Genomic DNA, 21,969 nt, shown 5'->3' with positions numbered 1-21,969 from the left:
AATGTAGCGTTTACAAGATTAAGTTGACATCTCGCAACAAGATGTTTGAAAAAGCAGAATACCTCTTACATAATTCAGTTATACAAATTCATTTTGATGATACGAAGCTCATAGTTATACTAACTGGATAAAAAATGAAATTTTTAACTGTTATACAAAGTCAAGGTTGAATTAAACTGTTTTGATAAAAAATTCTATTCCCAAGGATTAATAATAAAAATTCCGCAGTCTACAAAATCAGCAACATTACGAGTTGCTATAGCTGCGTTATGCGAATAACAAATAGCAGCAATTTGAGCATCAGCCTGAGATATGGGAGTTCCATTGGCTCGTCTTTGGGCTGAAATATTAGCAAAAGCTACAGCAGCAGATTCATCAAAGGTCAAGATACGTCCTACAAAGTCTTCTGCAAACATCAAAGTAGCGGCTTGATATAGTTCATATTTCCGCTTTCCTTCTGGTAAAATTGCAATGCCATAGAGTATTTCGGCTTGTGTAATTGTTGTAATAAACAAACTTGTTATAGGTTGTTGAGCAGCCCAATTACGAACTACTGTAGACCCTTGGGGTTTGATTAACTCTGACAATACATTAGTATCAAGAACAATCATTATTCAAAAGTAGGTGCAGGACGTATAGGTTCTCTCTTTATTTCTCCTAGTTCAAAATCGCCTAAGTGAGCAAAGCGTTTGTCTATCAAATTTACAATATTTATAGGCGGTGTTTGATTTTCTATTAAAACTTGATGGAGAATTTCTTTGACTTCTTCTTCTAGAGAACGTCCATTTTTTTTAGCTCGGTCTTGCAAGATGTTTTTCATATTGTCGTCAATATTAAAAATGGTAATGTTTGTCATAGTGAGCGAATTAGACGGTAATTTGTGTAATATAATTATTAATTATATTTTAGTTTAAAATCTCAGGCGACTATAGACTAATACAGTTCAGTTAAGGCTCAAACTCTTGGTTAAAATCAATTGTTTTTAACGAACCGCAAAGGACACATAGATACGAAGTGGCTTCCCGGAGGGTAGGACACAAAGGAAACGAAGAGAAAGAAAAAGATTACTAACTGAACCGTATTGGTCTACAACCGATTTTTACTAGGTATAACAATCATGGCAAAATAAGGTACTTCAGCCGGATCAACTTCATCTAAAGGGACAATTCTCTGCTGTGCCATTGTTGCCCGTTCAATATACAATGCCCGTGATGCTAATCCTAATTGATGCAAAATATCGCGGACTTTTTTAAAATGACGACCGAGTTTCATAATTGCGGCTGCGTCGGTTGTGAGTAATTGCGTAATCAGGTCTTCGGCGGGGAGTGGGGCGGGGAGAACAGTCATAATATCGTTGTAGTAGGTGAAGGGAACACCTAAAGCTACCGGACAAGCCATCAGTGATGAAACACCGGGGACAACTTCGGTTTGATACTGTTCAGATAAGCGTGTGAATACATACATAAATGAACCGAAAAAAAACGGGTCGCCTTCACACAGCACTACTACATCGCGTCCGGCGGCGAGGTGTTGGGCAATTGGTTCTACTTCTTTGTCGTAAATTTCCTTGGCTTTTTCTGGTTCTAAGGCGCGGGGGAGGTGATAGGCGACTTCGATTTGTTTGCCTGTGAAATATGGAGAAGCGATCGCTCGCGCTATACTCTCTTTATCTGTGGCTGATTGATAGGCAATCACAGGTGCAGCCTGAATTAACCGCAATGCTTTGATTGTCAACAGTTCCGGGTCGCCTGGCCCGACACCAACTCCATAAAGACGGCCTTTGGTTGTCATAATTATTCTTCCTCCGTTGCCAAGGCGTTAACTGCGGCTGCGGCGATCGCACTTCCACCCCGCCGACCATGTAATGTTATAAAAGGCACATTTCTGCTATCTTCTGCTAATGCGGCTTTGGACTCGGCTGCACCCACAAACCCCACGGGAAAGCCCAAGATTAATGCAGGTTTAGGCGCACCCTCGTCTAGCATTTCTAGCAACCTGAATAAGGCGGTGGGCGCATTACCAATGGCGACAACTGCCCCTGCTAGGTGCGGTTTCCACAATTCCAAGGCAGCAGCAGACCGCGTATTACCCAATTTTTGCGCCAGTTCTGGCACTTCTGGTTCATTTAGCGTACAAATCACTTCGTTATTGGCTGGAAGTCGTCGCCTAGTCACTCCATCAGCCACCATCCGACAATCACATAAAATTGGCGCGCCTGCTGCTAATGCTGTTCTTCCGGCTTGTGCGGCGGTGGGTGAATATCCCAAGTCGGTGACAATATCCGTCATTCCACAGGCATGAATGAGGCGTACAGCAACTTTAGCTATATCTGCTGGCAGTATATCTAAGTTCGCTTCTGAACGGATAATAGCAAAGGAATTACGGTAGATTTCGTTGGCGTTGCGGATATATTCGGGCATTTTTAATTACAAACAGCAGAAAAACGCAGATGATTAAGAGGTTGAAAAAATAATTGTTTTAACTGAGAAATTGTATATCTATTGGTGAATTGTCCAAAGGATTCTTCCGGATGACATCGGTAACTTTTATATACTTTGAGCATTGTTTCTATTAACGTTGGCACTTCCTCGAAAGTTACATTTTGATAGAGTTGGCGACCGAATTTTTCATCACTATTACCATCACCAACGTAAATGTGATAACTTTCTAAATTGCGATCGCTTACACCTACTAAGGCGATGTCACTGTGATGATGCTGGGCGCAGGATTTTTCACAACCGCTAAAGTGAATATTAATTGGGGAATCTAGCTTAACATGAGTTTGGATATAGTCTGACAGTGTTAAGGCGTGAGCTTTGGTATCTGTAGCAGAAGCCGCACAACCACTTTTTCCCGAACAGGAAACTAATGCACTTTTAATATTGTTGGTTGAGAAATCTAATCCTAAATCTGTGATTTCACTCTGCACATCAACAATGCACTGCTGAGGAATATCAGTTATCAACAAGTTTTGCCAAGGTGTGAGTCGAATAGTACCGCTACCATATTTTTGGGCTAAATCAGCTAAACCTCGTATTTGCTGACTTTTTAACCTGCCTAAAGGTAATACAACGCCAATATAAAATAAATTTTTTTGCCTTTGGGAGTGAATGCCAATGTGAGAGAAATTTGTTTTTTTTTCTACAACATCCGCAAGTTTTTGATCACGTTTCCCAGCAAAAGGTAAACGCTGTTCAACTTCTTCCAGATAACGATGACAACCCAAATTATTGATTACTTCTCGTAAACGTGGCTTGCGTTTAATACTAGTATCAATGTGGGCTAGGTAAACATCAGCTAAGGCTGCTAATACGAATAAGCATTCATCGGGTGAAACAAGAATTCCCACATCGTTGGGTGGTTTTCTTTTTTCTCCCAAACCCAGATGTAGACGGAAGTAGATATGATTCTCAATTAAGACGGCAGCAAATAGGATATCATTTAGGCGATCGCATACCGAAACTAATCCACCGCCATCAAAGCAAACACTAAACTTCGCTGAGAGTCCTGCAAGTTCTGAATGTGCTGCTAAATAATCATCCCAAGCCTGAACAAAAGGACGCGTATCGATTAATTCTTGCGGGTCGATACCTGCCGTTGGGCTGGTCATGATATTACGAATATGGTCTATCATTGGGTTGCGAGAACCCAAGCCTAAATCTTGCAGTTGTTGGAGAACTTCAGTATTGATACCTTGATTAATTTCGCGGATTTGGAGATTAGCACGATTTGTCACATCTACATAGCCACCGTACATATCTGCAATAGACGCGATCGCCCTACATTGTTTACTATTGAGTATTCCACCTGGTATTCTAATACGAGACAAAATGCCATCTTTTGCAGGTGTAGCATAAAATAAGCCAGGACAAGGTGTAGAAACAGACAACAAAACCAAAACTCCTTCCCCGTGCGACGCAGGGAGTAGACAGTATACTCTCGGAATTGGCATTCTGACTCGCAAAGTCCAAAGCAAATTTCTTTGGCCTTTACATTACAGCTGCGGCACAGCCCCGGAATCGCACCGGAGTTTCCCAATACCAAGCTTTAGTAATTTAGCATGAGAGCCAGTCATAATCTTGACTGCTTCATATTTTTCATTAACTCGATAATTTTTGTTAATTAGAGTTAGTAGCAATCAAAAATAAATCAATAGTTTTTTCACGCATTTACACTCAATTAACTTAGTGAAATAGCATCTTATTAACTATTAATTCAAGTGCTAATATGTTGTTCCAGCCAAGCAGTTAAATCAGACACATCAGCAAAATCTAAAAACTCTTCTCCCAATTCTTCTAATTGAGCAGTAGATAAAACTCCCAGACGCTCAATAATTGATGAATCTATTTCGCCAAATCGCCTATTTAACTGACGCTGTAAGAAACGAAAGGCTTCCTTTTGTTCCCCTTTTTGTTCTCCTTTTCTTTCTCCTTTCTGAAAAATATCTTGGTAAATTACGGATTCTTGCATAATCTCCTCGCTCAATAATTGACGAATCAAATCTTTATCAAACTTCAATCCTGCTAAAATCTCTGTATAAGCAGCCGTGTTTTGCCTTGTTCCAATATCTGAAATTTTAGCAATTTCCTCGGCAACTTGTGATAACAATGTTGGGGCTGAATCGGTTCGCGTTAAGGGTGCGAAAGGCAATAAGCCTAAATTACCAAGAAATAGTGACGAATCTTGCTCCCACATCCGTATAACTCGAAAACGGTGGATGGTAACTTCGCTGATATATTCTTCGGTAAAAGCGACTTCATCTGTTGTTTCTTGCAAGAAAATCACAACTTGAGTCACAGGCACTTGATATTTACGTGTTAATCTGACGTAATAATCTAGCATCCGTAAAGCAATCGGTTGTTGCGATTGGGTTGTGGTTTGAAACTCTATGTGTAAAATGCGATTTTCTGTTTGCAGGAAAGTTACGGAATCAGCGCGTATGGGTTCGATACTTAATTCGGTTTTTAATATTTCAATTTTTTGTGGTTCTTGATTTAATAACCACCGAATAAAATCCCGGGGATATGTTTCTGCAAGTATTTTACATAGGTTGTCATATTCTGCCATCTTAATAATTACAACTGAATTTAATTGATGATTTTATAATAAATTGACTATGACACAAAAATGGCTATCGATTATTGGTATCGGTGAAGATGGATTACCAGGATTAAGCGCGATCGCTCGTACTTTACTAGATTATGCTGAAATTATTGTAGGCGGCGATCGCCATTTAGCGATGCTCCCCAGCGATGACCAGCGAAAAAAAATAGCTTGGACTTCTCCTTTTAGCACATCAGTTGAAGAAGTTATCCATCGTCGGGGTCAGTCAATCTGCATTTTAGCGAGTGGTGATCCTATGTGTTACGGCATTGGTGCTACGTTAACCAGGCGCATTCCTGTCTCGGAAATGACGATTATTCCTGCACCTTCAGCCTTTAGTCTCGCTTGCGCCAGACTCGGATGGTCATTCACTGAAGTTGATACTTTAAGTTTGTGCGGCCGTCCACCTTCTCTGATAGAGTCTTATATTTATCCTCAAGCCAAGTTACTAATATTAAGTGAAGGAAAAGAAACACCCAAAATTGTTGCTGAAATCCTGAAAAGTCGCGGTTATGGGAATAGTAGAATCACCGTGTTGGAACGTATGGGTGGGATTCATGAAAGGATTTTAGAGGGTACAGCAAATTCTTGGAATGAAACCCAAATTGCTGCATTAAATACCATCGCTGTTGATTGTATTGCTGATAGTGGAGTTGCGCCTTTATCCAGATTACCAGGATTACCAGATGATGCTTATCATCACGATGGACAACTTACCAAACGGGAAGTCAGAGCAATTACTTTATCAACCCTAGCACCATTGCCAGGAGAACTTTTATGGGATGTCGGCGCGGGTTGTGGTTCAATTTCAATTGAATGGATGCGGACGAATCAGAGGTGTCAGGCGATCGCCATTGAACAAAACTCATCTAGACTACAATATATTGCCGATAACGCCGCAGCCTTAGGTACACCAAATCTGCAAATCATCGCTGGAAAAGCACCCTCAGCCTTAGCAGACTTACCCACACCAGACGCTATCTTTATTGGTGGTGGAGTCACAGCAGCAGGATTATTTGATATTTGTTGGCAAGCATTAAGACCAGGCGGACGTTTAGTTGCGAATGCCGTCACATTAGAAGGTGAGCAAACCTTATTTCAATGGTATGAAAAAGTAGGTGGTAATTTTACTCGCATCGCTATTCAAAGAGCAGAACCAATTGGCAAATTTTTAGGTTGGAAAGCTATGGCTCCTATTACACAATGGATAGCAATTAAAAATTCGTAATTCGCAATTAAAATTAATTACAAGTTTTTCCTTTTTACTTTTGCCTTTTAACTTTTTACTTCTTATGATTGCTTCCCCTCAACCCAACTACCTTACTCCAGAAGAATACCTTCAAATGGAGGAAACAAGCTCAATTAAACATGAATATATTAATGGCTGTATATATGAGTTAGACTGCTCAATAGATTCTCACGTTACAATTGCCGGAAATCTTGGCGCACTATTACGAAGTTATATACACGGTTCTGATTGCCGTGTTTATATTCTTGCAATGAAATTGCGAATTGAATCTTTGAATAGATACTACTATCCCGATGTTATGGTTACTTGCGACCCACGGGATCAGGAAACACTTAATTACAAAAGATTTCCCTGTTTAATTGTTGAAGTTTTATCTGACTCCACAGAAGCCTTTGACCGAGGTGATAAATTTGCTGATTATCAAGAGCTAGAAAGCTTACAAGAATACGTTTTGATTAATACAAAACGCCAGCGAGTAGAATGTTTTAGACGCAATAATGAAGGATTATGGGTTTTGCAAACATACAAGTCCCAAGAAAAATTATTTCAACTCAAAAGTATTGATTTTGAGGGAACAATGGCAGCACTTTACGAAGATGTTGCGTTTGAATAACATTAACTATGACAAACGTTGCAAAAATTGGGCGTGTTCTGGTGAATTTAATCCATCTTGTAAGACTGCCAAAACCCTAGCCATATCTCCTGCCAACAAAGCTGGAACAGCTAACCATAATCCAGGCATGACTCGACTGCGAATAATACCATCGCTATCTGGTTCTAAAGGTAAATACTCACTTTCATTTAAAGAGAACCAATCTAATTTATTTTCTAATATCCGCCACACAATATATTCTTGAACACCGTTGCGACGATACGCTTTTTTCTTATCATGTAAATCATAGGCGGCACTGCTGGCAGCGACTTCTGCGACTAACTCTGGTGCGCCTTCAATATAATCATCTTCTGTTAAACGCGATTGTCCGCCTAAATTTGAATCAATTAACAACACGCCATCCGGTTGTGGTTCATTGTCTTGATCTAGCAGTATTGTTGGCTCAATGCCTAATTTAACTCCTGGTGTAGATATTTGGTAGTTTCCTAACCAAATCACTAATTTTCCATGTGGTTCGGCATGACGTTGAAAACGTAGGGGTGATGCCACGTAAACTACTCCCTCGATTAATTCTGCTTTTTTGATATGGGGACTGGCTGCATAGCGGATTTCAAATTCATGGCGAGATAAGCGATCGCCATTTTCCAATGGTAAAATCTGAGTTTGAGGAGTTTGGGTCATCTGTCCCACCTTCAACATTTGTTTCTTAATTTTATTCTGAATAACTAGACAGTTTTTCTCGCAACCATGCCACAGCACTATCAATGTCTGTGACTTGTTCCCCTGCTGGTATTGCTGGACGGTTGACCATGAAAACTTGTATCCCTAGTTCCCGCGCGGCGATAATTTTGGCGTAGGTGGCATCACCGCCACTATTTTTGCTGACGATCGCATCAATGTTATGTTGAAGCAGAATTTCTTTTTCGTTATCTAAAGCAAAGGGGCCGCGATCGCACAATATCATCCCTGGTGGCACTAAAGCATCTTCACCCGGAGGATCAATCATCCGCATCAGAAACCAAATTTCTTTTAAGCTTGCAAAAGCGGCAAGTTCTTGTCTACCAACGGTTAAAAATACCCGTTTGGCTTGGTTTGGTAAAACGGCGGCGGCGATAGTATTACTGTCTACTTCTATCCAGCGATCGCCTTCTATTTTCTCCCAAGGCGGACGAATCAACATCAATCTTGGGATTCCAACTTCATTCGCTGCCGCCGCCGCATTGAAGGATATTTGATTAGCAAAGGGGTGAGTGGCATCAATTAAAACATCAATCTGCATTTGACGCAGATACGCAACCAGTCCTGCCACACCGCCAAAACCCCCAATTCGCACATTGCCCGATGGCACTGAAGGTTCACGGGTACGACCTGCTAAAGATGCGATCGCCTCAATTCCTGGTATAGTTGTCACTCTAGCTGCTAGTGCTGCAGCCTCTCCAGTTCCACCCAGAATCAAAACACGCATCATATAAACAGGTATCAGTTATCAGTTATCAGGCGTTGCATAAATGCAGGATGATTAGTGACTAAAACTATTAATAATGCGTTCAAAATAGGGCAAAATCATCCCATAATAATTATCAAAGCGTATGGTGAATGACTGCTAAACGCCATCCATGTCTCCATCTTATGAAAGACTCTAGTCTAAAAATAATTAAATTCATTGTTTACTGATAACTGATTACTGATAACTGACAGGTGGTATTTTCGCCAAAATTCCTTTTTTTAAAGGTTCTGGTCGTTCTGACCAAGGCAATAAACCCTCTGGTTTAGTGTAGTATTGACTCGCACATTCTAAAATAGCAGCACTGCTATCAGCATTTAAATCACCAAACAGATAAGTTAACTTACCTTGTGCTGCAAAAGCAACAACACAAGAACGGTTGCAAGCACTCATGCATTCAACTTCTTGGATAGGAAATTCCTCTCGCAAATGCCAATCTTGCGCTAGTTCTTGAATTTGGTTTAGTAATTTTTGACCACCACTTTCACCTATACGCTTGCCATCTTGCCAAACACTAGCACAGGTTTTACACACAAATAAAGTATGAGTGTGTTCAGTAATACTCGAAGAATTAGTATTAATATTTATATGGCCAGCAGTCATCTGTACCTCGCAGATTTATGAGCAATAAGTAGAATCCGGCGGGCATCCTGACTTGGAAATTTAAAAGAAATTTACCTTTTACTTTACCTTTACAGTTGCGGGACAGTGACGGATTTACACCGTGCTTTCCCCGTTACCTTTGGTGGCTGACCCCCACCAAAACCGAATAGCCCATACATCATAACGTTTTTGTGTAAAGCTGTGCCAAATCCTAGCTTTTTAAGACAAAGTGGTGCTGCGGTGAGCGCAAAGTTACGCGGAGATTTTGTCAGGATAATTTCGTTTTGTCTCAAAATAATAAAGGAGAGTTCGTGATTTTAGCAGATGAATACATCGGGTAGTTGGCAAGAATGGGTCACTGTACTGAGTTATGTAGGATTTACTGTATTCATCATTGGGTGCGTGTTTGCCGCACAGAAGAAGTAAGTTAGTCAGTCAAAATAGCGGGAGAATATTTTCGTGCGTTTTTCATACTTCTTGGTCAGGATTTTTTAAAGAAGTTGCAGATTAAATAGCCTGGGTCTTTGTTTTCAAAGGGTAGAACAGTTCCATCTGGTTGAATTCTCATTTTTTGGCGACAGTTGTATACCTCCAAAGGTCTTTTTACCCCATCTACACTAATTATTGCTCTGTATTCCCAATAATTTTTAGCACTTCGGTTAATACTGAGGATACAAATCTGGTGTCCGTCATAACTTCGGCAGACAGAGGCATAAGCTGGAAATATCAAAAAATTTGTCAGGATGACTAGTAATAATAGGAAAAAATATTTCATCTAAGTTAATCGCAATGGCTTTAATATGAAGCTATACCGTAATTCTTGGGCTGTCTAGCCGTAATACGAAATTTTTGACAATAAGGTTAGTTAGCAAATTTTGTGACTCTCTATTTATCCATACAGTGTTGTCTGATGGTGTAAAGCTTTACTTTATCAAGAGTCTCTCCATCAGATATAAACCACTCAAGCTAAATCAAATTTTTCATCAACAAGAGCATATGCAAATGAGCCAAAGTTTACCAAACTATCCAAGTCGAAAACTAAAGATTACGCTCCTCACAATGGGATCAAGGGGTGACTTACAACCTTATTGTGCCTTAGCCATTGGTTTAAGACGTGCAGGGCATCAGGTAACAATAGCCACAACTGAAAATTTTGAGTCATTTATTAAGCAGTTTGATTTGGAGTTTGCATCTATAGGGGGCAATAGTCAAGAGTTATTTCAATCGTCAGAAGGTATTCGAACTGTTGCTGGAGAAAAAGTAGAGATATTAAGTGACGCGCTATTTCAGCAACAGTTAGAATCAGCGTGGTTAGCGTGTAGAGAAAGTGAAGTGATCATCTACACCCCTCAAACAAACTGGGGATATCACATAGTAGAGAAGTTAGAAATACCCTGCTTTATAGCTTCATGCTTACCTTTTAGTGCAACAGGGATGTTTCCTTATCTGAATTTTAACCAAATTGCTAATAACCCATTGAGTAGAGTCATAAACTATACAACTTACTTGTTATTAGAGTTCTTGTATTGGCAAAGATACAAACATTTAATTAATCGTTTCCGAACCCAAACCTTAAAATTGCCCTCTTTGTCGTTTTTAGGCACTATTGGGCGAAACGACACTCCTAAAAACTTATTAAAAATTCCTGTACTGCATGGATATAGTTCTCATGTCATTCCCAGACCCAACGATTGGCCAGAATGGGTTTATTTGACTGGTTATTGGTTTATTGACCAGGCTGACGACTATACGCCTTGTGAAGAACTAAGAGAATTTCTTCGCCAGAAACCAACACCAATCTCTATTGGATTTGGAAGTATGGCAATGCGAAATCCAGAGAAAGTTACAAATTCGATACTGAAAGCTTTAGAGAAAACTCATCAACGTGGCATTATACTTTCAGGCTGGGGAAACGTAGGCACAACAGATGAAGTCAAAGATTCGTCACGCGCCTTCGTGATTAACTCAGTTCCTCATGACTGGTTGTTACCTCAAGTTTTGGCAAATGTTCATCATGGTGGTGCAGGTACGAGTGCGGCAGTATTACGAGCGGCAATACCTTCAATCGTCATGCCCTTTTTTGCTGACCAGCCAATTTGGGCAGAAAAGCTAGCTCAACTGGGAGTTACTCCTCAACCAATTCCTTTCAAAGAATTTTCGGAGGAAGCTTTAGCAGCAGCTATTGAAATTGCTCTCAACGATTCTAGAATGCGCTCTCAAGCTAAAGAATTAGGTGAAAAGATTAGAAGCGAAGATGGTGTGGCAAATGCTGTTGACATAATTCATCGGCATTTGGGATTGATTGAGTAATTTAACAGCTATTTAGCCCTGAAAACTGACGCTGTGCTAGGAAAAATCAGGAATTTGGGGAGAGTCAAGGGATATAGGGGTGTAGGTGGAATGGCACTCTTGTAAACCCTGCTCCCTGCCCCGAAGCCAGCCACCACGCAAAGTTTTCTTGACAAACTACTACTCCTACTCCCTCCCTAGGTGACTATCTTTGACTGCAACTGAGTATTAGTCCTGTTTTACTGAACACGATATTAGACCTCTAGGGATGAAGTGTATATCCCATGTTATTCTTGATTTGTTTTGCTGAAACTATATTGGCAAGCTGCTAGGAAAAAGGTATGTAAATATCTCTATTGAATGATACGGAAAGCGACCTGAGCAAAGCAAGACAACTATACCTATAGCTTGAGCCGAGAGGTCATTTTTTTCTTTAAAGAAAGTTAATAAATTATTATAATTTTATGTAAGCTGAAAAATCAGTAAAATAACGATTAACGTTTGTTAAAATAATAGTAAATAATTGAGCTTTTATGATCAACATATTGTTGATAAAATCAGAAAAATTGACTTATCAATTTTAAGCTTTCCTCAACTTTAAATTATTATCAAATACAGTCAAGGATTCGCACATGAAATTTGGAATTGATATCGGACACAATTGTCCTCCTGATACTGGTGCTAGAGGAATAAGAGTGGAAGATAATTTAACTTTGGATGTAGGTAATAGAGTGATAGAGAAACTCAAAGCCTTGGGACACGAAGTTATACCTTGTAAACCCTCAAGTGCTAATTCTGTAAAGGATTCGCTTTCACAAAGAGTCAATAAAGCAAATGCTAATAGAGTAGAGCTTTATGTCTCAATCCATTTTAATTCTTTCAATGCCCAAGCCAATGGTACAGAAGTATTTGTAGGTAGTGATGCAAGTAAAAAATACGCCAAACCTGTATTAGATGAAATTATTAAGTTAGGCTTTTTTAATCGCGGTGTTAAAAGTGGTTCTCATTTGTTTGTGCTGAGAAATACTAATATGCCAGCGATTCTGGTAGAGGGTTGCTTTGTAGATTCTCAAAAAGATATGAATCTTTATAATGCAGAAGCACTAGCAAATGCAATTGTTAAAGGCTTAACTGGGCAATTACCTACGTCTCCTGTTAACCCTGTTCCTGACGAAGAGCAAAATGTTGATACAACAACACTCAGATTACAAAAGGCTTTAAATCGGTTAAAAATTACCGATAAAAATGGTAAGCCTTTAGTAGAAGATAATATGTTGGGAGAAATTACCAGTTCGGCTGTAGAAAACTTTCAAAAAATTGTGGGAATTGCACCATCAGGTGTTGCTAATACAGCTACATGGAATGCGATAAATTTGATTTTGGCCAAACGTATTATTCGCCCAAATCATGCTGGTGGAACAGTGGTGAGATATTTACAATATCGGGTTGGTGTAGACAATGATGGTGTCTATGGGCCACAAACAGAAGCAGCGATTAAAAAATTTCAACAGCAAAATGGTTTAACTGCTGATGGAATTGTTGGGCCAAATAGTTGGCAGAAATTAATTGGTTAAGAGTTTGTTTTAAAAGTCTGCTGGTTGGTAGTAAAACACTTTAGTCCCCCTTAAATCCTGCTTTTTAAGGGGGATTTAATCTCAATGTTTATTGTCTGTCTAGTTGTTTGGCGCGGGCTGCGGCGTAGCCGTAGCGTCGTTTGTGACACTTGCGTAAATCTTGGTACTTAAAGTTAATAACAAATATGCTTCATACCTCAATTAAATCAAAGGTTTTATTCCAGCATTAATATAAGTATTTTGATTTCTTAAATTTCCTAACTAACAATTTAGTATAACAAGTACTGAATACCCACTTATTTTCGGGCGCGAACAAGGAATTTTGTAGTATCTTCCCAAACACCTTGCTCTGTTGTGAGTTTTTCCATTTCTGTACTGTACTCAGCTTGCCACTGTTCTAATTGCGATTGTGATAATTTTGACAACAGAGGATGAGCTTGAAAATTTATATTGATTGCTATCCAAGATAATTTCTTATCTTTAAGATGGCGATAACGCCCTGACGGTACAGTATGAATTTCGACATCTCTAAAACCTGCTTGATGAAGCAAATTCTGACATCTTTCTGGTGTGCCAAGTGGTTCGAGAATATACGGTAGCGATACACCTAAAACCCTAGTGCAAATACTTCGATGAAGAGATGCCAAAAGAGCAGTTTCGGGAGGAGAGGTAAATGCAATGTATCCTCCTGATTTTAAGAAGTGATACCACTTTTGCAAAATAGCAGGGATATCAGGAAAAAGTACAAGTGCCTCACAGCAAAAGACAGCATCAAAACTACTATCACTAAAGTTGATATATTCTGCATCTGCCTCAATCAACTCAATATTTTGTAATTTGGCAGCCGCAATCTTAAGTTTTGCTTGATTTAACATTTCAGGAGTCATATCAACCCCAATCACATAACCTTCTGAACCAACCTTTTGGGCTGCAGGAATTGCTATTAAACCTGTTCCAGTCGCCACATCAAGAATTTTCTGCCCCTGCTGAAGCGGAACAAATTCAAGTAAAAGCTTGGCTTCTAGAGGATGGCGAGTACCTTCCTCATGATCATAAGTAGTTCTACTACCATAGAATTCTTTTAGTAGCTGCTTGTATTTATTTATATCAGTCATCATTAAATGTCAATTATTATATACTTTATAAATAAAAACTCTATTTTTGTGATGTTAAGTTGCTTGGTACTGAAGGCAATTAACACAGCATAAGCCGCAGAGGTATTAAACATTGTTTACGAATAGCGATCGCTTCATCAATTCAATCAGAAGAAAATTAATAATTCCTAATTTTCTTCTGATGAATTTTATTAACCGCGATTTTTTTCTAAGAGGAGCATCATGATTAAACTTAACAAAATCTGTTGCTCTTCGCGATCGCTGACTTGATCTACAGCTTTGATGGTAAATATTCTAGATAAGAAAGAAGGAATTTTCTCCAAACGCATAACTACGTTACCATCAGCCCGACTGACTAAATAAACTGGGTTAAATACATAGCCAGTAAACATACCCACAATGGGAATTTCTGCAAATAAAGCATCTGCAACTTTTACCCAAGGATTTTTCTCTTGGATGGTTAAATAAGTGCTGTCACCATCAAAAATGTCATAACGCGCCCGCCAAATTGATTTTAAACCCCGGCGTTTGACAGCACCGATATTAGTCCCGTTAGCATCTGTAAACTCATAGCGAGCCGAGAAGTCAATAATGCGATCGGCCTTGATGTAGTATAAGGGTTGGGTTTGCTCAGAATCAGCAAAAATTGTAATCGCTTCTTTGAGTTTAAAAAGCTTTTGTTTGACGTAGAAAACCAAGTTACCTTGAGCATTAACAACAGAGATTTGCGGTGCTAATGCCCAAAATTTAAATGTAAGTTCTAGAGGATACTGCATTTGTCGGTAAAAATCACAAAGTTGATGGCGTTATTAATCCCAAAACTGGTAATTAACTAGTGGTTTTGCAAATAATATATACAAATTGATACATTACTTTGTAAGCAGAGAGTAGAGCAATTACAGACTGAATCTATTCCTGTAGGCTGATTATTTCCAAAATTAATCATGGTAGTTTCTTGATGCAAGTCAGGGAAAGCACTTGACACCAATTGTGACATTTACCCTATCAGATATAGCTAGGCTCGAGTTTTACCAATTGGTTGCAATGTTATCTATGTCGGGTAAGCACAAACGTTAGACGTATGATAGCTGCGATCGTGCTTTCGGCGAATTCCCGCGAATTGTTTGACTACAAGTGTTCTAATAGCAACTTCTTTAGACCATTATGCGATCGGCATTTTCACAACTTTGCCGATCAATGAAATCATTCCATACTGCGTAAGCAACATACTAAAAATTATATGAGTACGATCACAGTCAATGATGGAACCGAGATTTACTATAAGGACTGGGGCAAAGGACAGCCTATTGTTTTTTCGCACGGCTGGCCCCTGTCGGCTGACGACTGGGACGCTCAGATGATGTTTTTCTTGAATCATGGCTATCGTGTCATTGCCCACGATAGGCGTGGTCATGGACGCTCGAGCCAAACGAGCAATGGACACGATATGGATCATTATGCCGACGACCTCGCCGCGCTCACCGCCCATCTTGATCTACAAGATGCTGTCCATGTTGGTCACTCGACTGGTGGCGGAGAGGTCACACGCTACATCGCCCGCCACGGTGAAAGTCGTGTCGCCAAGGCTGTCCTCATCAGTGCAGTGCCGCCACTGATGCTAAAGACCCCTGCGAATCCGGGCGGTCTACCTAAAGAAGTATTTGACGACTTTCAAGTGCAGGTGGCTACTAACCGCGCCCAATTTTATTGGGATGTGCCAGCAGGGCCCTTTTATGGCTACAACCGACCAGGTGTAACAGCAGCCCAAGGTGTGATTCAGAATTGGTGGCGACAGGGCATGACGGGCGGTGCAAAGGCTCACTACGATGGCATTGTGGCTTTCTCCCAAACTGACTTCACTGAGGATCTAAAGAAAATCTCTGTGCCAACCTTGGTAATGCATGGCGATGATGACCAGATTGTTCCTTATGAAAACTCTGGATTGTTGAGTGCCAAGTTGGTGAAAGGCTCAGTATTGAAAATCTACAAGGGTTTTCCACACGGTATGCCAACAACGAATGCGGAGCAGATTAATGCCGATTTGCTGGAATTCATCAAGTCGTGAAGGCATTGTCAAGTTAAGTTTCCTAGAGCAATACTCTGGACAGTTTTAAATTGAGCTATTACTGTCAGCAGCCCCACGCCGTCCTTGAGGGCGGCGCGGGGAGTGTGTCACTTGCTACAGTACTTTGAGCGAGAAAACTTATCGAAGACAGTTTCACCCTACACGGCAAACTTGCCTTGCCAGACTACTAGGATGATAAATTCAGCTTTTTGGCATTTTTTGCGAAATTGCTGTGAAAATTGCTGTATTTAAAATTTAGGATGTTATCAACAGGATATTATGCGACACTTTCTTAAGTCTGTAGCCACATTTTCTGCTTTATCTATAATTGCTTGCACTCCGGTTTTCTTATCAGCTAAATCAGCCATCGCTGTAGATTCAATATTGCTAGCATCATTTTATATAGACATCTCAAATACCGACTCAGAGAAAGTAAATCCCTACCTAAATCAGGGCGCCTCTCGCGTATTGTCTGGAGATTATAAGGGAGCAATTGAGGATTTTACAGAAGCCCTACGGATTGATCCTAAATCAGTCAACGCCTACAATAACCGGGCTTTTGCCCGTATTCGCTTGGGAGACTATAAGAAGGCAATTGAGGATTGTAACCAAGCTCTGGAAATTAATCCTAAAGATGTTGGTGTTTACATAAATCGTGGTTCTGCCCGCACTTATTTGGGAGACTATAAGGAGGCAATTAAGGATTACAGCCAAGCCCTGGAGATCGATCCCAAATATGATAGTGCTTACCATGGTAGGGGTATTGCTCGTTCTGAGTTGGGAGACCCTAAAGGAGCAATTGAAGATTTTAACCAAGCCCTGGAGATCGATCCCAAATATACATCAGCTTATAAAAACCGAGGTCATGCCCGCGCGCGCTTAGGAGATCATAAAGGAGCAATTGAAGATTATAACCAAGCCTTAGAGATCGATTCCGACTCTAGCGAAACCTACTTATTGCGAGGTAGTAGTCGCGCTCGCTTAGAAGAGCATAAAGGAGCATTTGAAGATTATAACCAAGCTCTGCGGATTAATGATAACTCTGCCTTAATCTCTTTAACACAAGCTCTCGGTGGGCAGGAAAATTATAGAGGCACAATTGCAGATTCCAAGAAATTTCTACAGATTAACCCCAACGATGCTTTAGCCTTCTTAAATCAGGGTGTTGCCCGCGCTCTGTTGAGAGATAAGCAAGGAGCGATCGCGGATTTGCAAAAAGCAGCTGATCTATTTCAGCAACAAGGGAGAACACAAAATTACCAGAAAGTAATTGAAATACTGACAGCAATCAGATGAATTTTATCGGTTATTTTGTAGAAGTCTGATAAGAGACATTAACTGAACCATATTGACTTTTAACTTGTTGATGGAAGTCGGAAGCCAGAAGTTGGAAGTTAGCGATCGCAAATGAGCAATCGCTATTATCCTGTGGCTACGTTACCCAATGTCAATTTGACCGCCTAACCGCCCCAAAACCTTAATTTGACGTGAGCGCCAGTCAGGGCTAACTCTCGTATTGCGCATCACCGTGACAGTCCCTCATGTAGTACTATTACGAGTTACAAATCTAGTTAAAAACTAAGCAATGACTAAGTAGTTACTTAGTTTTCTGGTTATATTAACAACCGCATATTTCTCATGTTCACTACCAGATGGAAGATGTCTGCACTTCAGCAAGAAGGAAAAAATATTCTTGAATCTTGTGTTCAATGCTGGTTATCAAGACTCATCCGATAAGATGTTTTAATTTCTAGCCAGGAAGTAATTAAATTTTTCAGTTCAATCAGCATATTTTCACTCAATTTTGATGTATCCTAGATTTTCCTAGGTAATTTTTTCAACAATCTACTTCATAAAACTTTTTTGCGGATTTTACTCAAGATTCTGGAAGAAGTTCTTGAACTCTCCCAGAATTTAACCTTGTTTACTTGTTTCTTTGTCACTTTTTAGGGCTTAACAAATCATCATGGATATAAGACTCATCAAAAAATCTGAAAAATTAATTCTCAAAAAGATAAAACAGATCGAAGAAGGAAATCTGTCAATAGATGATTTTGAGAGCCAGGAACCTCCAGTCGAAGAAAAACCAGTATTCAATATAGTAGAAGCTAAAGAAGCCAACTATATTCCAGTACGTGACAATCCAGTAGTTTTATCTATAGCCAATTCTGGGTGGCAAGTTTCTGAAATTTTACGAGATATCAGAGTAGATAATTTCTGCGATTGATAAATTCAGAAATATAGCAGCTAGATTTTACTTTGAGATTCAACAAAGATTCTTGCTAATAGGCAACAGCACTAAATTTGTTGCCTGTTTGCTCTACAAAAATTTTTGGTTGACTAATATTCTTTAACCTGGAATAGCTGCTGATAAACATTCGCTCATAATCTGTGTAGGAGTTTCTCACCAATCTACTCCCCACTTCCACAAGTCATTTATCAAACAAACAAAATAGCTATATTTCATGCTAGAGCTAGCATTAATAAAGCTGGGAGGTTCTTTAATTACTGATAAGAACATCCCATATACGGCTCGAACCGAAATTATGCAACAATTGGTTGGGGAAATTAATCTGCTAAAAAAGCAAAATCCCAGCTTAAATTTAATCATTGGTAACGGTGCTGGTTCTTTTGGACACCAATCAGCACATAAATATCAGACTATCGCAGGCTTTAACTCAGATGGTGAGAAACTAGGATTTTGCTTAGTTCACCAAGATGTTTTAGATTTAAATTTATTATTAGCTAAGTTTTTTTTAAAAGCGGGTTTGCCAGCAGTTAGCTTACCACCCCTAACTATGGTGGCTACTCAACATAAAAAGCTAGTCAAAACGGACTTTTCTGTTATAGAAAATAGTTTGCAAGCTGGATTAATACCTTTAGTTTTTGGTGATGTAGTTTTAGATAAAGCAATTGGTGGCACAATTATTTCTACCGATACCTTATTAGCTCAATTAGCCCAATACTTTCATCTTCACAAAAGTTATCAAGTGCGATTAATTAATGCTGGTAATTATCCAGGTGTTTATGACCAGTCTGGGCAAGTGCTACCTTACATTACACCAAGTAACTATGCTCAAATTAAATATGCGATCGGTCAAAGCGAATCTGTAGATGTTACTGGTGGTATGGCTGGAAAAGTAGAAGAGTTTTTGGCTGTTGCGCATTTAGGAATTGATTGTTGGATAATTGATGGCAATATACCCGGCAATTTAACCAAGGCAGTTTTAGGGCAGCAGACGATTGGTACAGTCATTAAAGCATCTTTGGATTAATCATATTTGCTACTATGACAAATAAAGGCGATCGCATCTATTAATTGATTTTTCAAAACTGATTCGTCGCCTCTTATGCAAATTCTTAAGAGCTAGCTTCACGCAAAGCCAAAATAATTATCCAGCAATGCTTTCAATTAAATGCCAACGACGATTGCCTTCTATCGCCTGTCTCACAAAATCAAACATTTGTCGGCAATGATTATCCACTTGGAGTGGCAGTTCTTCACTTGTAATCACAATACTCATTCGGGTTTCTTTTTCAGTAGCAGTTGATTTATCAATAAAAGCTTCTACTTTCACTAGCTTGTCATAAGAAACTTTGCCCAGAATTTCTCTAGCTAGAATGTATTCATGGTTGAAATATTGAATTTCCAAATCACAGTCTTGTAAAAGTTCTAAAACTAAAGCCCGGAGATCGTCAAAACTAACAGAAATTGTAAATGAACACGTATAGCGAGCCATAATAGCCCCATGCTTGCAACACTCCGTCCATCGTATAATACCTAAGGCTATAAACGGTCAATAATTACAGATTGATTACACAAAATCACTAATTACTGAGTTAAAAATTACACGATTAGATAACAAATCTAGGGTTTAAGCAAGTGCAAAATTATTCAACCCTTGGCCACTACACTCACTTTTTGCCTGTAGTTTCATCCCATATTGATTCAGCAAGACCTCCCCATAAGTGAATCGCCAATCGCCAAAAAACTTTACAATAGGGCTTTGGTGGAGGTGGATTATGAAAGTAGCAATTACTGGAGCAACAGGATTAGTCGGTAGCCGTTTAGTAAAACGGTTGCACAAAGAAGGCGAGCAATTGTTAATATTCACTCGTAACACTAGCGTTGCTCAAAAGGTATTTCCGCGAGAAAATTTCCCTAACGTAGAAATTGTTGCCTATAGTCCAACTCAATCTGGCAGTTGGCAAGATGCTATTGCTGGTTGCGAAGTTGTGATTAACTTAGCAGGCGAACCTATAGGTGAAGGACGCTGGACACCAGAACGCAAAAGAGAAATTCTCAGTAGCCGTCAGTTAGGCACACAGAAAATAGTAGAAGCCATAGCTAAAGCAAATGCCAAACCGAGAGTGTTAGTTAATACTTCAGCTATCGGTTACTACGGCACTAGCGAAACCGCTACCTTTGATGAAGCGAGTAGCTCTGGTAATGATTTTTTGGCTCAAGTTTGCCAGGCTTGGGAAGCAGAAGCAACCAAAGTTAAAGATGCTGGTGTACGGCTAGTAATTTTACGTTTTGGTATTGTTCTCGGCGATGGAGGAGCCTTAGCAAAGATGATTCCTCCTTTTCAATTATTTGCTGGTGGGCCTATTGGTACTGGTCGTCAGTGGTTTTCTTGGATTCATATTGACGACTTGGTAAATCTAATTGTGCAAGCTGTGAATAAATCGGATATGGAAGGAGTTTATAATGCCACTGCTCCTAATCCTGTTCGGATGAACGATCTCAGCCAAACTTTAGGACAAGTATTGTATCGTCCCTCTTGGTTGCCTGTTCCCGCTTTTGCCATTGAGGCTTTGCTAGGAGATGGAGCGATTGTAGTTTTAGAAGGTCAGCAGGTTTTACCTAAACGTACTTTAAATTCTGGTTTCCAGTATCAGTATCCTAATTTGCAACCAGCTTTAAAGCAGATTTTAAATTAAAAGTCAAGCAATTTTTGATTTTGGAGTTGAGATTTGCCCATTGGCTGAGACGTCAATCCGAAATTGCAAATCCCAAATCCAAAATTGTGCTAAAAATTGACAGATAACTAATCAGCTTGGAATTTTCGAGAAACCCAGCTGATAATCCCACTGAGAATTGCGCCTCCCATGAGGATACCAATAGCTGGGTTAAACACTGGTTGCCAAAGTTTGTGCCACAAGTCAAGTCCTAAGTTGACTCCTGTTGCATCACCGACAACTGCGATCGCAAACCAGCCAAAACCAAGGAACACCAAAAACACATCGGCTACCAAAATTAAATTCAGCCAACTCAAAAATTTATCTTTCATATGGGAAATTAGAGATTAGAGACTAGGGATGAGAAATTAGTAAGACTATAGAATATTAGTGAGATAAGTTTTACAGTCACCTCTAGCCTCTAGCCCCTAACCTAAGCACCTCTATGGTTTAATCTTCAAACAACCAATTTTTAACTTTTAGTAAACTCTGCCAATCTGGTTTTCTCCCCAGACCGTCTTCTATGCTGTCTTTAATTTCGGTACGCCATTCTGGGTTCACCAAGAATAACTGTTGTACAGCATCAATATGCTGGCGTAAACCCTTTTGACCTGTTTCGAGCATGGACAAAGCTAGATTTACTCTGGCTTGTGGGTCTTGGGGGCTGAGTTTGACTGCTTTTTGGGCAGCTTTATATGCTGCATTTGGCTTGTTATCTAGCAAATATAACCATGATAAACAAATCCAAGCCGCAGCAGTTTTGGGGGAGCGATCGCACACCTCTTTAAATACAGGGATCAACGAATCCGCTGCTTCACCCGCTTTATAGCGTTCTAAACCGTTATCAAACAGCGATTCAATGGTGTCAGTCATTAGTCAATAGTTATTCGTC

General features: G+C 39.7%; 23 protein-coding genes and 2 riboswitches. Of the genes, 9 read left to right on the top strand and 14 right to left on the bottom strand.

The window, feature by feature from the left end; translation table 11 throughout:
* Positions 1 to 194 precede the first annotated feature (194 nt).
* The 6 genes from H6G69_RS06125 to H6G69_RS06100 all read right to left on the bottom strand — a co-directional run bounded on the left by H6G69_RS06125 (position 195) and on the right by H6G69_RS06100 (position 5,067).
* Complete coding sequence (locus tag H6G69_RS06125; protein ID WP_190683193.1) at positions 195 to 611, bottom strand: type II toxin-antitoxin system VapC family toxin; 417 nt, start codon at positions 609 to 611, stop codon at positions 195 to 197.
* On the bottom strand, positions 611 to 856 hold the full coding sequence (locus tag H6G69_RS06120) for a FitA-like ribbon-helix-helix domain-containing protein (protein WP_190683188.1): 246 nt from the start codon (positions 854 to 856) through the stop codon (positions 611 to 613). The genes H6G69_RS06125 and H6G69_RS06120 overlap by 1 nt, the downstream gene beginning before the upstream one ends.
* A 230-nt stretch (positions 857 to 1,086) precedes the next feature.
* Positions 1,087 to 1,791, bottom strand: coding sequence for a precorrin-2 C(20)-methyltransferase (locus tag H6G69_RS06115; RefSeq protein ID WP_190683186.1), 705 nt, complete (start codon positions 1,789 to 1,791; stop codon positions 1,087 to 1,089).
* A gap of 2 nt (positions 1,792 to 1,793) precedes the next feature.
* A complete protein-coding gene (locus tag H6G69_RS06110; protein WP_190683183.1) occupies positions 1,794 to 2,420 on the bottom strand; it encodes a precorrin-8X methylmutase in 627 nt (208 codons plus the stop codon).
* A gap of 2 nt (positions 2,421 to 2,422) precedes the next feature.
* The gene (gene cobG / locus H6G69_RS06105) at positions 2,423 to 3,952 is read right to left on the bottom strand and encodes a precorrin-3B synthase (protein ID WP_190683180.1); all 1,530 of its coding nucleotides are present in this window, start codon (positions 3,950 to 3,952) and stop codon (positions 2,423 to 2,425) included.
* Positions 3,926 to 4,074: riboswitch (cobalamin riboswitch) on the bottom strand. It overlaps the preceding gene by 27 nt.
* A 141-nt stretch (positions 4,075 to 4,215) precedes the next feature.
* Positions 4,216 to 5,067 (bottom strand): DUF4351 domain-containing protein, encoded by an 852-nt coding sequence (locus tag H6G69_RS06100; RefSeq protein ID WP_190683176.1) that lies wholly within the window; start codon positions 5,065 to 5,067, stop codon positions 4,216 to 4,218.
* A gap of 49 nt (positions 5,068 to 5,116) precedes the next feature.
* Here H6G69_RS06100 and cbiE point away from each other — a divergent pair, with 49 nt between their 5' ends.
* Positions 5,117 to 6,331, top strand: a complete 1,215-nt coding sequence (cbiE, locus tag H6G69_RS06095) for a precorrin-6y C5,15-methyltransferase (decarboxylating) subunit CbiE (protein WP_190683173.1) — start codon at positions 5,117 to 5,119, stop codon at positions 6,329 to 6,331.
* Positions 6,332 to 6,395: 64 nt separating this feature from the next.
* Entirely contained in the window at positions 6,396 to 6,965 is a 570-nt protein-coding gene (locus H6G69_RS06090; protein ID WP_190683171.1) for a Uma2 family endonuclease, read from the top strand.
* 6 nt (positions 6,966 to 6,971) lie between these two features.
* Here H6G69_RS06090 and H6G69_RS06085 read toward each other — a convergent pair whose 3' ends face one another.
* The 3 genes from H6G69_RS06085 to H6G69_RS06075 all read right to left on the bottom strand — a co-directional run bounded on the left by H6G69_RS06085 (position 6,972) and on the right by H6G69_RS06075 (position 9,072).
* Positions 6,972 to 7,646, bottom strand: coding sequence for a Uma2 family endonuclease (locus H6G69_RS06085; RefSeq protein ID WP_190683169.1), 675 nt, complete (start codon positions 7,644 to 7,646; stop codon positions 6,972 to 6,974).
* A gap of 31 nt (positions 7,647 to 7,677) precedes the next feature.
* Positions 7,678 to 8,430 carry a cobalt-precorrin-6A reductase gene (locus H6G69_RS06080; protein WP_190683726.1) on the bottom strand — a complete coding sequence of 251 codons (753 nt, stop codon included), beginning with the start codon at positions 8,428 to 8,430 and terminating at the stop codon, positions 7,678 to 7,680.
* A gap of 216 nt (positions 8,431 to 8,646) precedes the next feature.
* Positions 8,647 to 9,072, bottom strand: coding sequence for a DUF1636 domain-containing protein (locus H6G69_RS06075; protein WP_190683167.1), 426 nt, complete (start codon positions 9,070 to 9,072; stop codon positions 8,647 to 8,649).
* A 19-nt stretch (positions 9,073 to 9,091) separates the two neighbouring features.
* Positions 9,092 to 9,254: riboswitch (cobalamin riboswitch) on the bottom strand.
* 814 nt (positions 9,255 to 10,068) lie between these two features.
* Here H6G69_RS06075 and H6G69_RS06070 point away from each other — a divergent pair.
* Positions 10,069 to 11,382 (top strand): glycosyltransferase, encoded by a 1,314-nt coding sequence (locus H6G69_RS06070; RefSeq protein ID WP_313950124.1) that lies wholly within the window; start codon positions 10,069 to 10,071, stop codon positions 11,380 to 11,382.
* 611 nt (positions 11,383 to 11,993) lie between these two features.
* Positions 11,994 to 12,935: an N-acetylmuramoyl-L-alanine amidase gene (locus H6G69_RS06065; RefSeq protein ID WP_190683161.1), complete on the top strand. Its 942-nt coding sequence runs from the start codon at positions 11,994 to 11,996 to the stop codon at positions 12,933 to 12,935.
* A 296-nt stretch (positions 12,936 to 13,231) separates the two neighbouring features.
* Here H6G69_RS06065 and H6G69_RS06060 read toward each other — a convergent pair whose 3' ends face one another.
* On the bottom strand, positions 13,232 to 14,050 hold the full coding sequence (locus tag H6G69_RS06060) for a class I SAM-dependent methyltransferase (protein ID WP_190683723.1): 819 nt from the start codon (positions 14,048 to 14,050) through the stop codon (positions 13,232 to 13,234).
* Between the two features lie 191 nt (positions 14,051 to 14,241).
* Complete coding sequence (locus H6G69_RS06055) at positions 14,242 to 14,826, bottom strand: hypothetical protein (RefSeq protein ID WP_190683157.1); 585 nt, start codon at positions 14,824 to 14,826, stop codon at positions 14,242 to 14,244.
* A 464-nt stretch (positions 14,827 to 15,290) separates the two neighbouring features.
* Between H6G69_RS06055 and H6G69_RS06050 the strand changes: the two genes are divergently transcribed.
* The 4 genes from H6G69_RS06050 (at position 15,291) to H6G69_RS06035 (ending at position 19,390) form a co-directional block, all read left to right on the top strand.
* Positions 15,291 to 16,115, top strand: a complete 825-nt coding sequence (locus H6G69_RS06050) for an alpha/beta fold hydrolase (RefSeq protein WP_190683154.1) — start codon at positions 15,291 to 15,293, stop codon at positions 16,113 to 16,115.
* A 279-nt stretch (positions 16,116 to 16,394) separates the two neighbouring features.
* Entirely contained in the window at positions 16,395 to 17,411 is a 1,017-nt protein-coding gene (locus H6G69_RS06045; protein ID WP_190683150.1) for a tetratricopeptide repeat protein, read from the top strand.
* Positions 17,412 to 18,081: 670 nt separating this feature from the next.
* Positions 18,082 to 18,342 (top strand): hypothetical protein, encoded by a 261-nt coding sequence (locus tag H6G69_RS06040; protein ID WP_190683147.1) that lies wholly within the window; start codon positions 18,082 to 18,084, stop codon positions 18,340 to 18,342.
* A gap of 238 nt (positions 18,343 to 18,580) precedes the next feature.
* Complete coding sequence (locus tag H6G69_RS06035; RefSeq protein ID WP_190683144.1) at positions 18,581 to 19,390, top strand: isopentenyl phosphate kinase; 810 nt, start codon at positions 18,581 to 18,583, stop codon at positions 19,388 to 19,390.
* 117 nt (positions 19,391 to 19,507) lie between these two features.
* On the opposite strand, the gene H6G69_RS06030 is transcribed toward H6G69_RS06035, so the two are convergent.
* Complete coding sequence (locus H6G69_RS06030) at positions 19,508 to 19,855, bottom strand: hypothetical protein (RefSeq protein WP_190683141.1); 348 nt, start codon at positions 19,853 to 19,855, stop codon at positions 19,508 to 19,510.
* A 283-nt stretch (positions 19,856 to 20,138) separates the two neighbouring features.
* Between H6G69_RS06030 and H6G69_RS06025 the strand changes: the two genes are divergently transcribed.
* Complete coding sequence (locus tag H6G69_RS06025; protein ID WP_190683139.1) at positions 20,139 to 21,059, top strand: TIGR01777 family oxidoreductase; 921 nt, start codon at positions 20,139 to 20,141, stop codon at positions 21,057 to 21,059.
* Positions 21,060 to 21,166: 107 nt separating this feature from the next.
* On the opposite strand, the gene H6G69_RS06020 is transcribed toward H6G69_RS06025, so the two are convergent.
* Together H6G69_RS06020 and H6G69_RS06015 are read right to left on the bottom strand one after the other, a co-directional pair.
* A complete protein-coding gene (locus H6G69_RS06020; protein ID WP_190683136.1) occupies positions 21,167 to 21,409 on the bottom strand; it encodes a hypothetical protein in 243 nt (80 codons plus the stop codon).
* 118 nt (positions 21,410 to 21,527) lie between these two features.
* A complete protein-coding gene (locus H6G69_RS06015; RefSeq protein ID WP_190683133.1) occupies positions 21,528 to 21,950 on the bottom strand; it encodes a M48 family metallopeptidase in 423 nt (140 codons plus the stop codon).
* Positions 21,951 to 21,969: the final 19 nt, after the last annotated feature.

This window comes from Nostoc sp. FACHB-110 (assembly GCF_014697425.1).
GTDB lineage: Bacteria > Cyanobacteriota > Cyanobacteriia > Cyanobacteriales > Nostocaceae > Nostoc_B.
Note: the sequence above shows the minus strand (reverse complement) of the source record. Positions and strands in the feature narration are given on the sequence as shown.

What these genes read in the sequence shown, in the direction of transcription:
- H6G69_RS06125 (WP_190683193.1), bottom strand. Translation starts at nt 611, where the DNA reads ATGATTGTTCTTGATACTAATGTATTGTCAGAGTTAATCAAACCCCAA.
- H6G69_RS06120 (WP_190683188.1), bottom strand. Translation starts at nt 856, where the DNA reads ATGACAAACATTACCATTTTTAATATTGACGACAATATGAAAAACATC.
- H6G69_RS06115 (WP_190683186.1), bottom strand. Translation starts at nt 1,791, where the DNA reads ATGACAACCAAAGGCCGTCTTTATGGAGTTGGTGTCGGGCCAGGCGAC.
- H6G69_RS06110 (WP_190683183.1), bottom strand. Translation starts at nt 2,420, where the DNA reads ATGCCCGAATATATCCGCAACGCCAACGAAATCTACCGTAATTCCTTT.
- cobG (WP_190683180.1), bottom strand. Translation starts at nt 3,952, where the DNA reads ATGCCAATTCCGAGAGTATACTGTCTACTCCCTGCGTCGCACGGGGAA.
- H6G69_RS06100 (WP_190683176.1), bottom strand. Translation starts at nt 5,067, where the DNA reads ATGGCAGAATATGACAACCTATGTAAAATACTTGCAGAAACATATCCC.
- cbiE (WP_190683173.1), top strand. Translation starts at nt 5,117, where the DNA reads ATGACACAAAAATGGCTATCGATTATTGGTATCGGTGAAGATGGATTA.
- H6G69_RS06090 (WP_190683171.1), top strand. Translation starts at nt 6,396, where the DNA reads ATGATTGCTTCCCCTCAACCCAACTACCTTACTCCAGAAGAATACCTT.
- H6G69_RS06085 (WP_190683169.1), bottom strand. Translation starts at nt 7,646, where the DNA reads ATGACCCAAACTCCTCAAACTCAGATTTTACCATTGGAAAATGGCGAT.
- H6G69_RS06080 (WP_190683726.1), bottom strand. Translation starts at nt 8,430, where the DNA reads ATGCGTGTTTTGATTCTGGGTGGAACTGGAGAGGCTGCAGCACTAGCA.
- H6G69_RS06075 (WP_190683167.1), bottom strand. Translation starts at nt 9,072, where the DNA reads ATGACTGCTGGCCATATAAATATTAATACTAATTCTTCGAGTATTACT.
- H6G69_RS06070 (WP_313950124.1), top strand. Translation starts at nt 10,069, where the DNA reads ATGCAAATGAGCCAAAGTTTACCAAACTATCCAAGTCGAAAACTAAAG.
- H6G69_RS06065 (WP_190683161.1), top strand. Translation starts at nt 11,994, where the DNA reads ATGAAATTTGGAATTGATATCGGACACAATTGTCCTCCTGATACTGGT.
- H6G69_RS06060 (WP_190683723.1), bottom strand. Translation starts at nt 14,050, where the DNA reads ATGACTGATATAAATAAATACAAGCAGCTACTAAAAGAATTCTATGGT.
- H6G69_RS06055 (WP_190683157.1), bottom strand. Translation starts at nt 14,826, where the DNA reads ATGCAGTATCCTCTAGAACTTACATTTAAATTTTGGGCATTAGCACCG.
- H6G69_RS06050 (WP_190683154.1), top strand. Translation starts at nt 15,291, where the DNA reads ATGAGTACGATCACAGTCAATGATGGAACCGAGATTTACTATAAGGAC.
- H6G69_RS06045 (WP_190683150.1), top strand. Translation starts at nt 16,395, where the DNA reads ATGCGACACTTTCTTAAGTCTGTAGCCACATTTTCTGCTTTATCTATA.
- H6G69_RS06040 (WP_190683147.1), top strand. Translation starts at nt 18,082, where the DNA reads ATGGATATAAGACTCATCAAAAAATCTGAAAAATTAATTCTCAAAAAG.
- H6G69_RS06035 (WP_190683144.1), top strand. Translation starts at nt 18,581, where the DNA reads ATGCTAGAGCTAGCATTAATAAAGCTGGGAGGTTCTTTAATTACTGAT.
- H6G69_RS06030 (WP_190683141.1), bottom strand. Translation starts at nt 19,855, where the DNA reads ATGGCTCGCTATACGTGTTCATTTACAATTTCTGTTAGTTTTGACGAT.
- H6G69_RS06025 (WP_190683139.1), top strand. Translation starts at nt 20,139, where the DNA reads ATGAAAGTAGCAATTACTGGAGCAACAGGATTAGTCGGTAGCCGTTTA.
- H6G69_RS06020 (WP_190683136.1), bottom strand. Translation starts at nt 21,409, where the DNA reads ATGAAAGATAAATTTTTGAGTTGGCTGAATTTAATTTTGGTAGCCGAT.
- H6G69_RS06015 (WP_190683133.1), bottom strand. Translation starts at nt 21,950, where the DNA reads ATGACTGACACCATTGAATCGCTGTTTGATAACGGTTTAGAACGCTAT.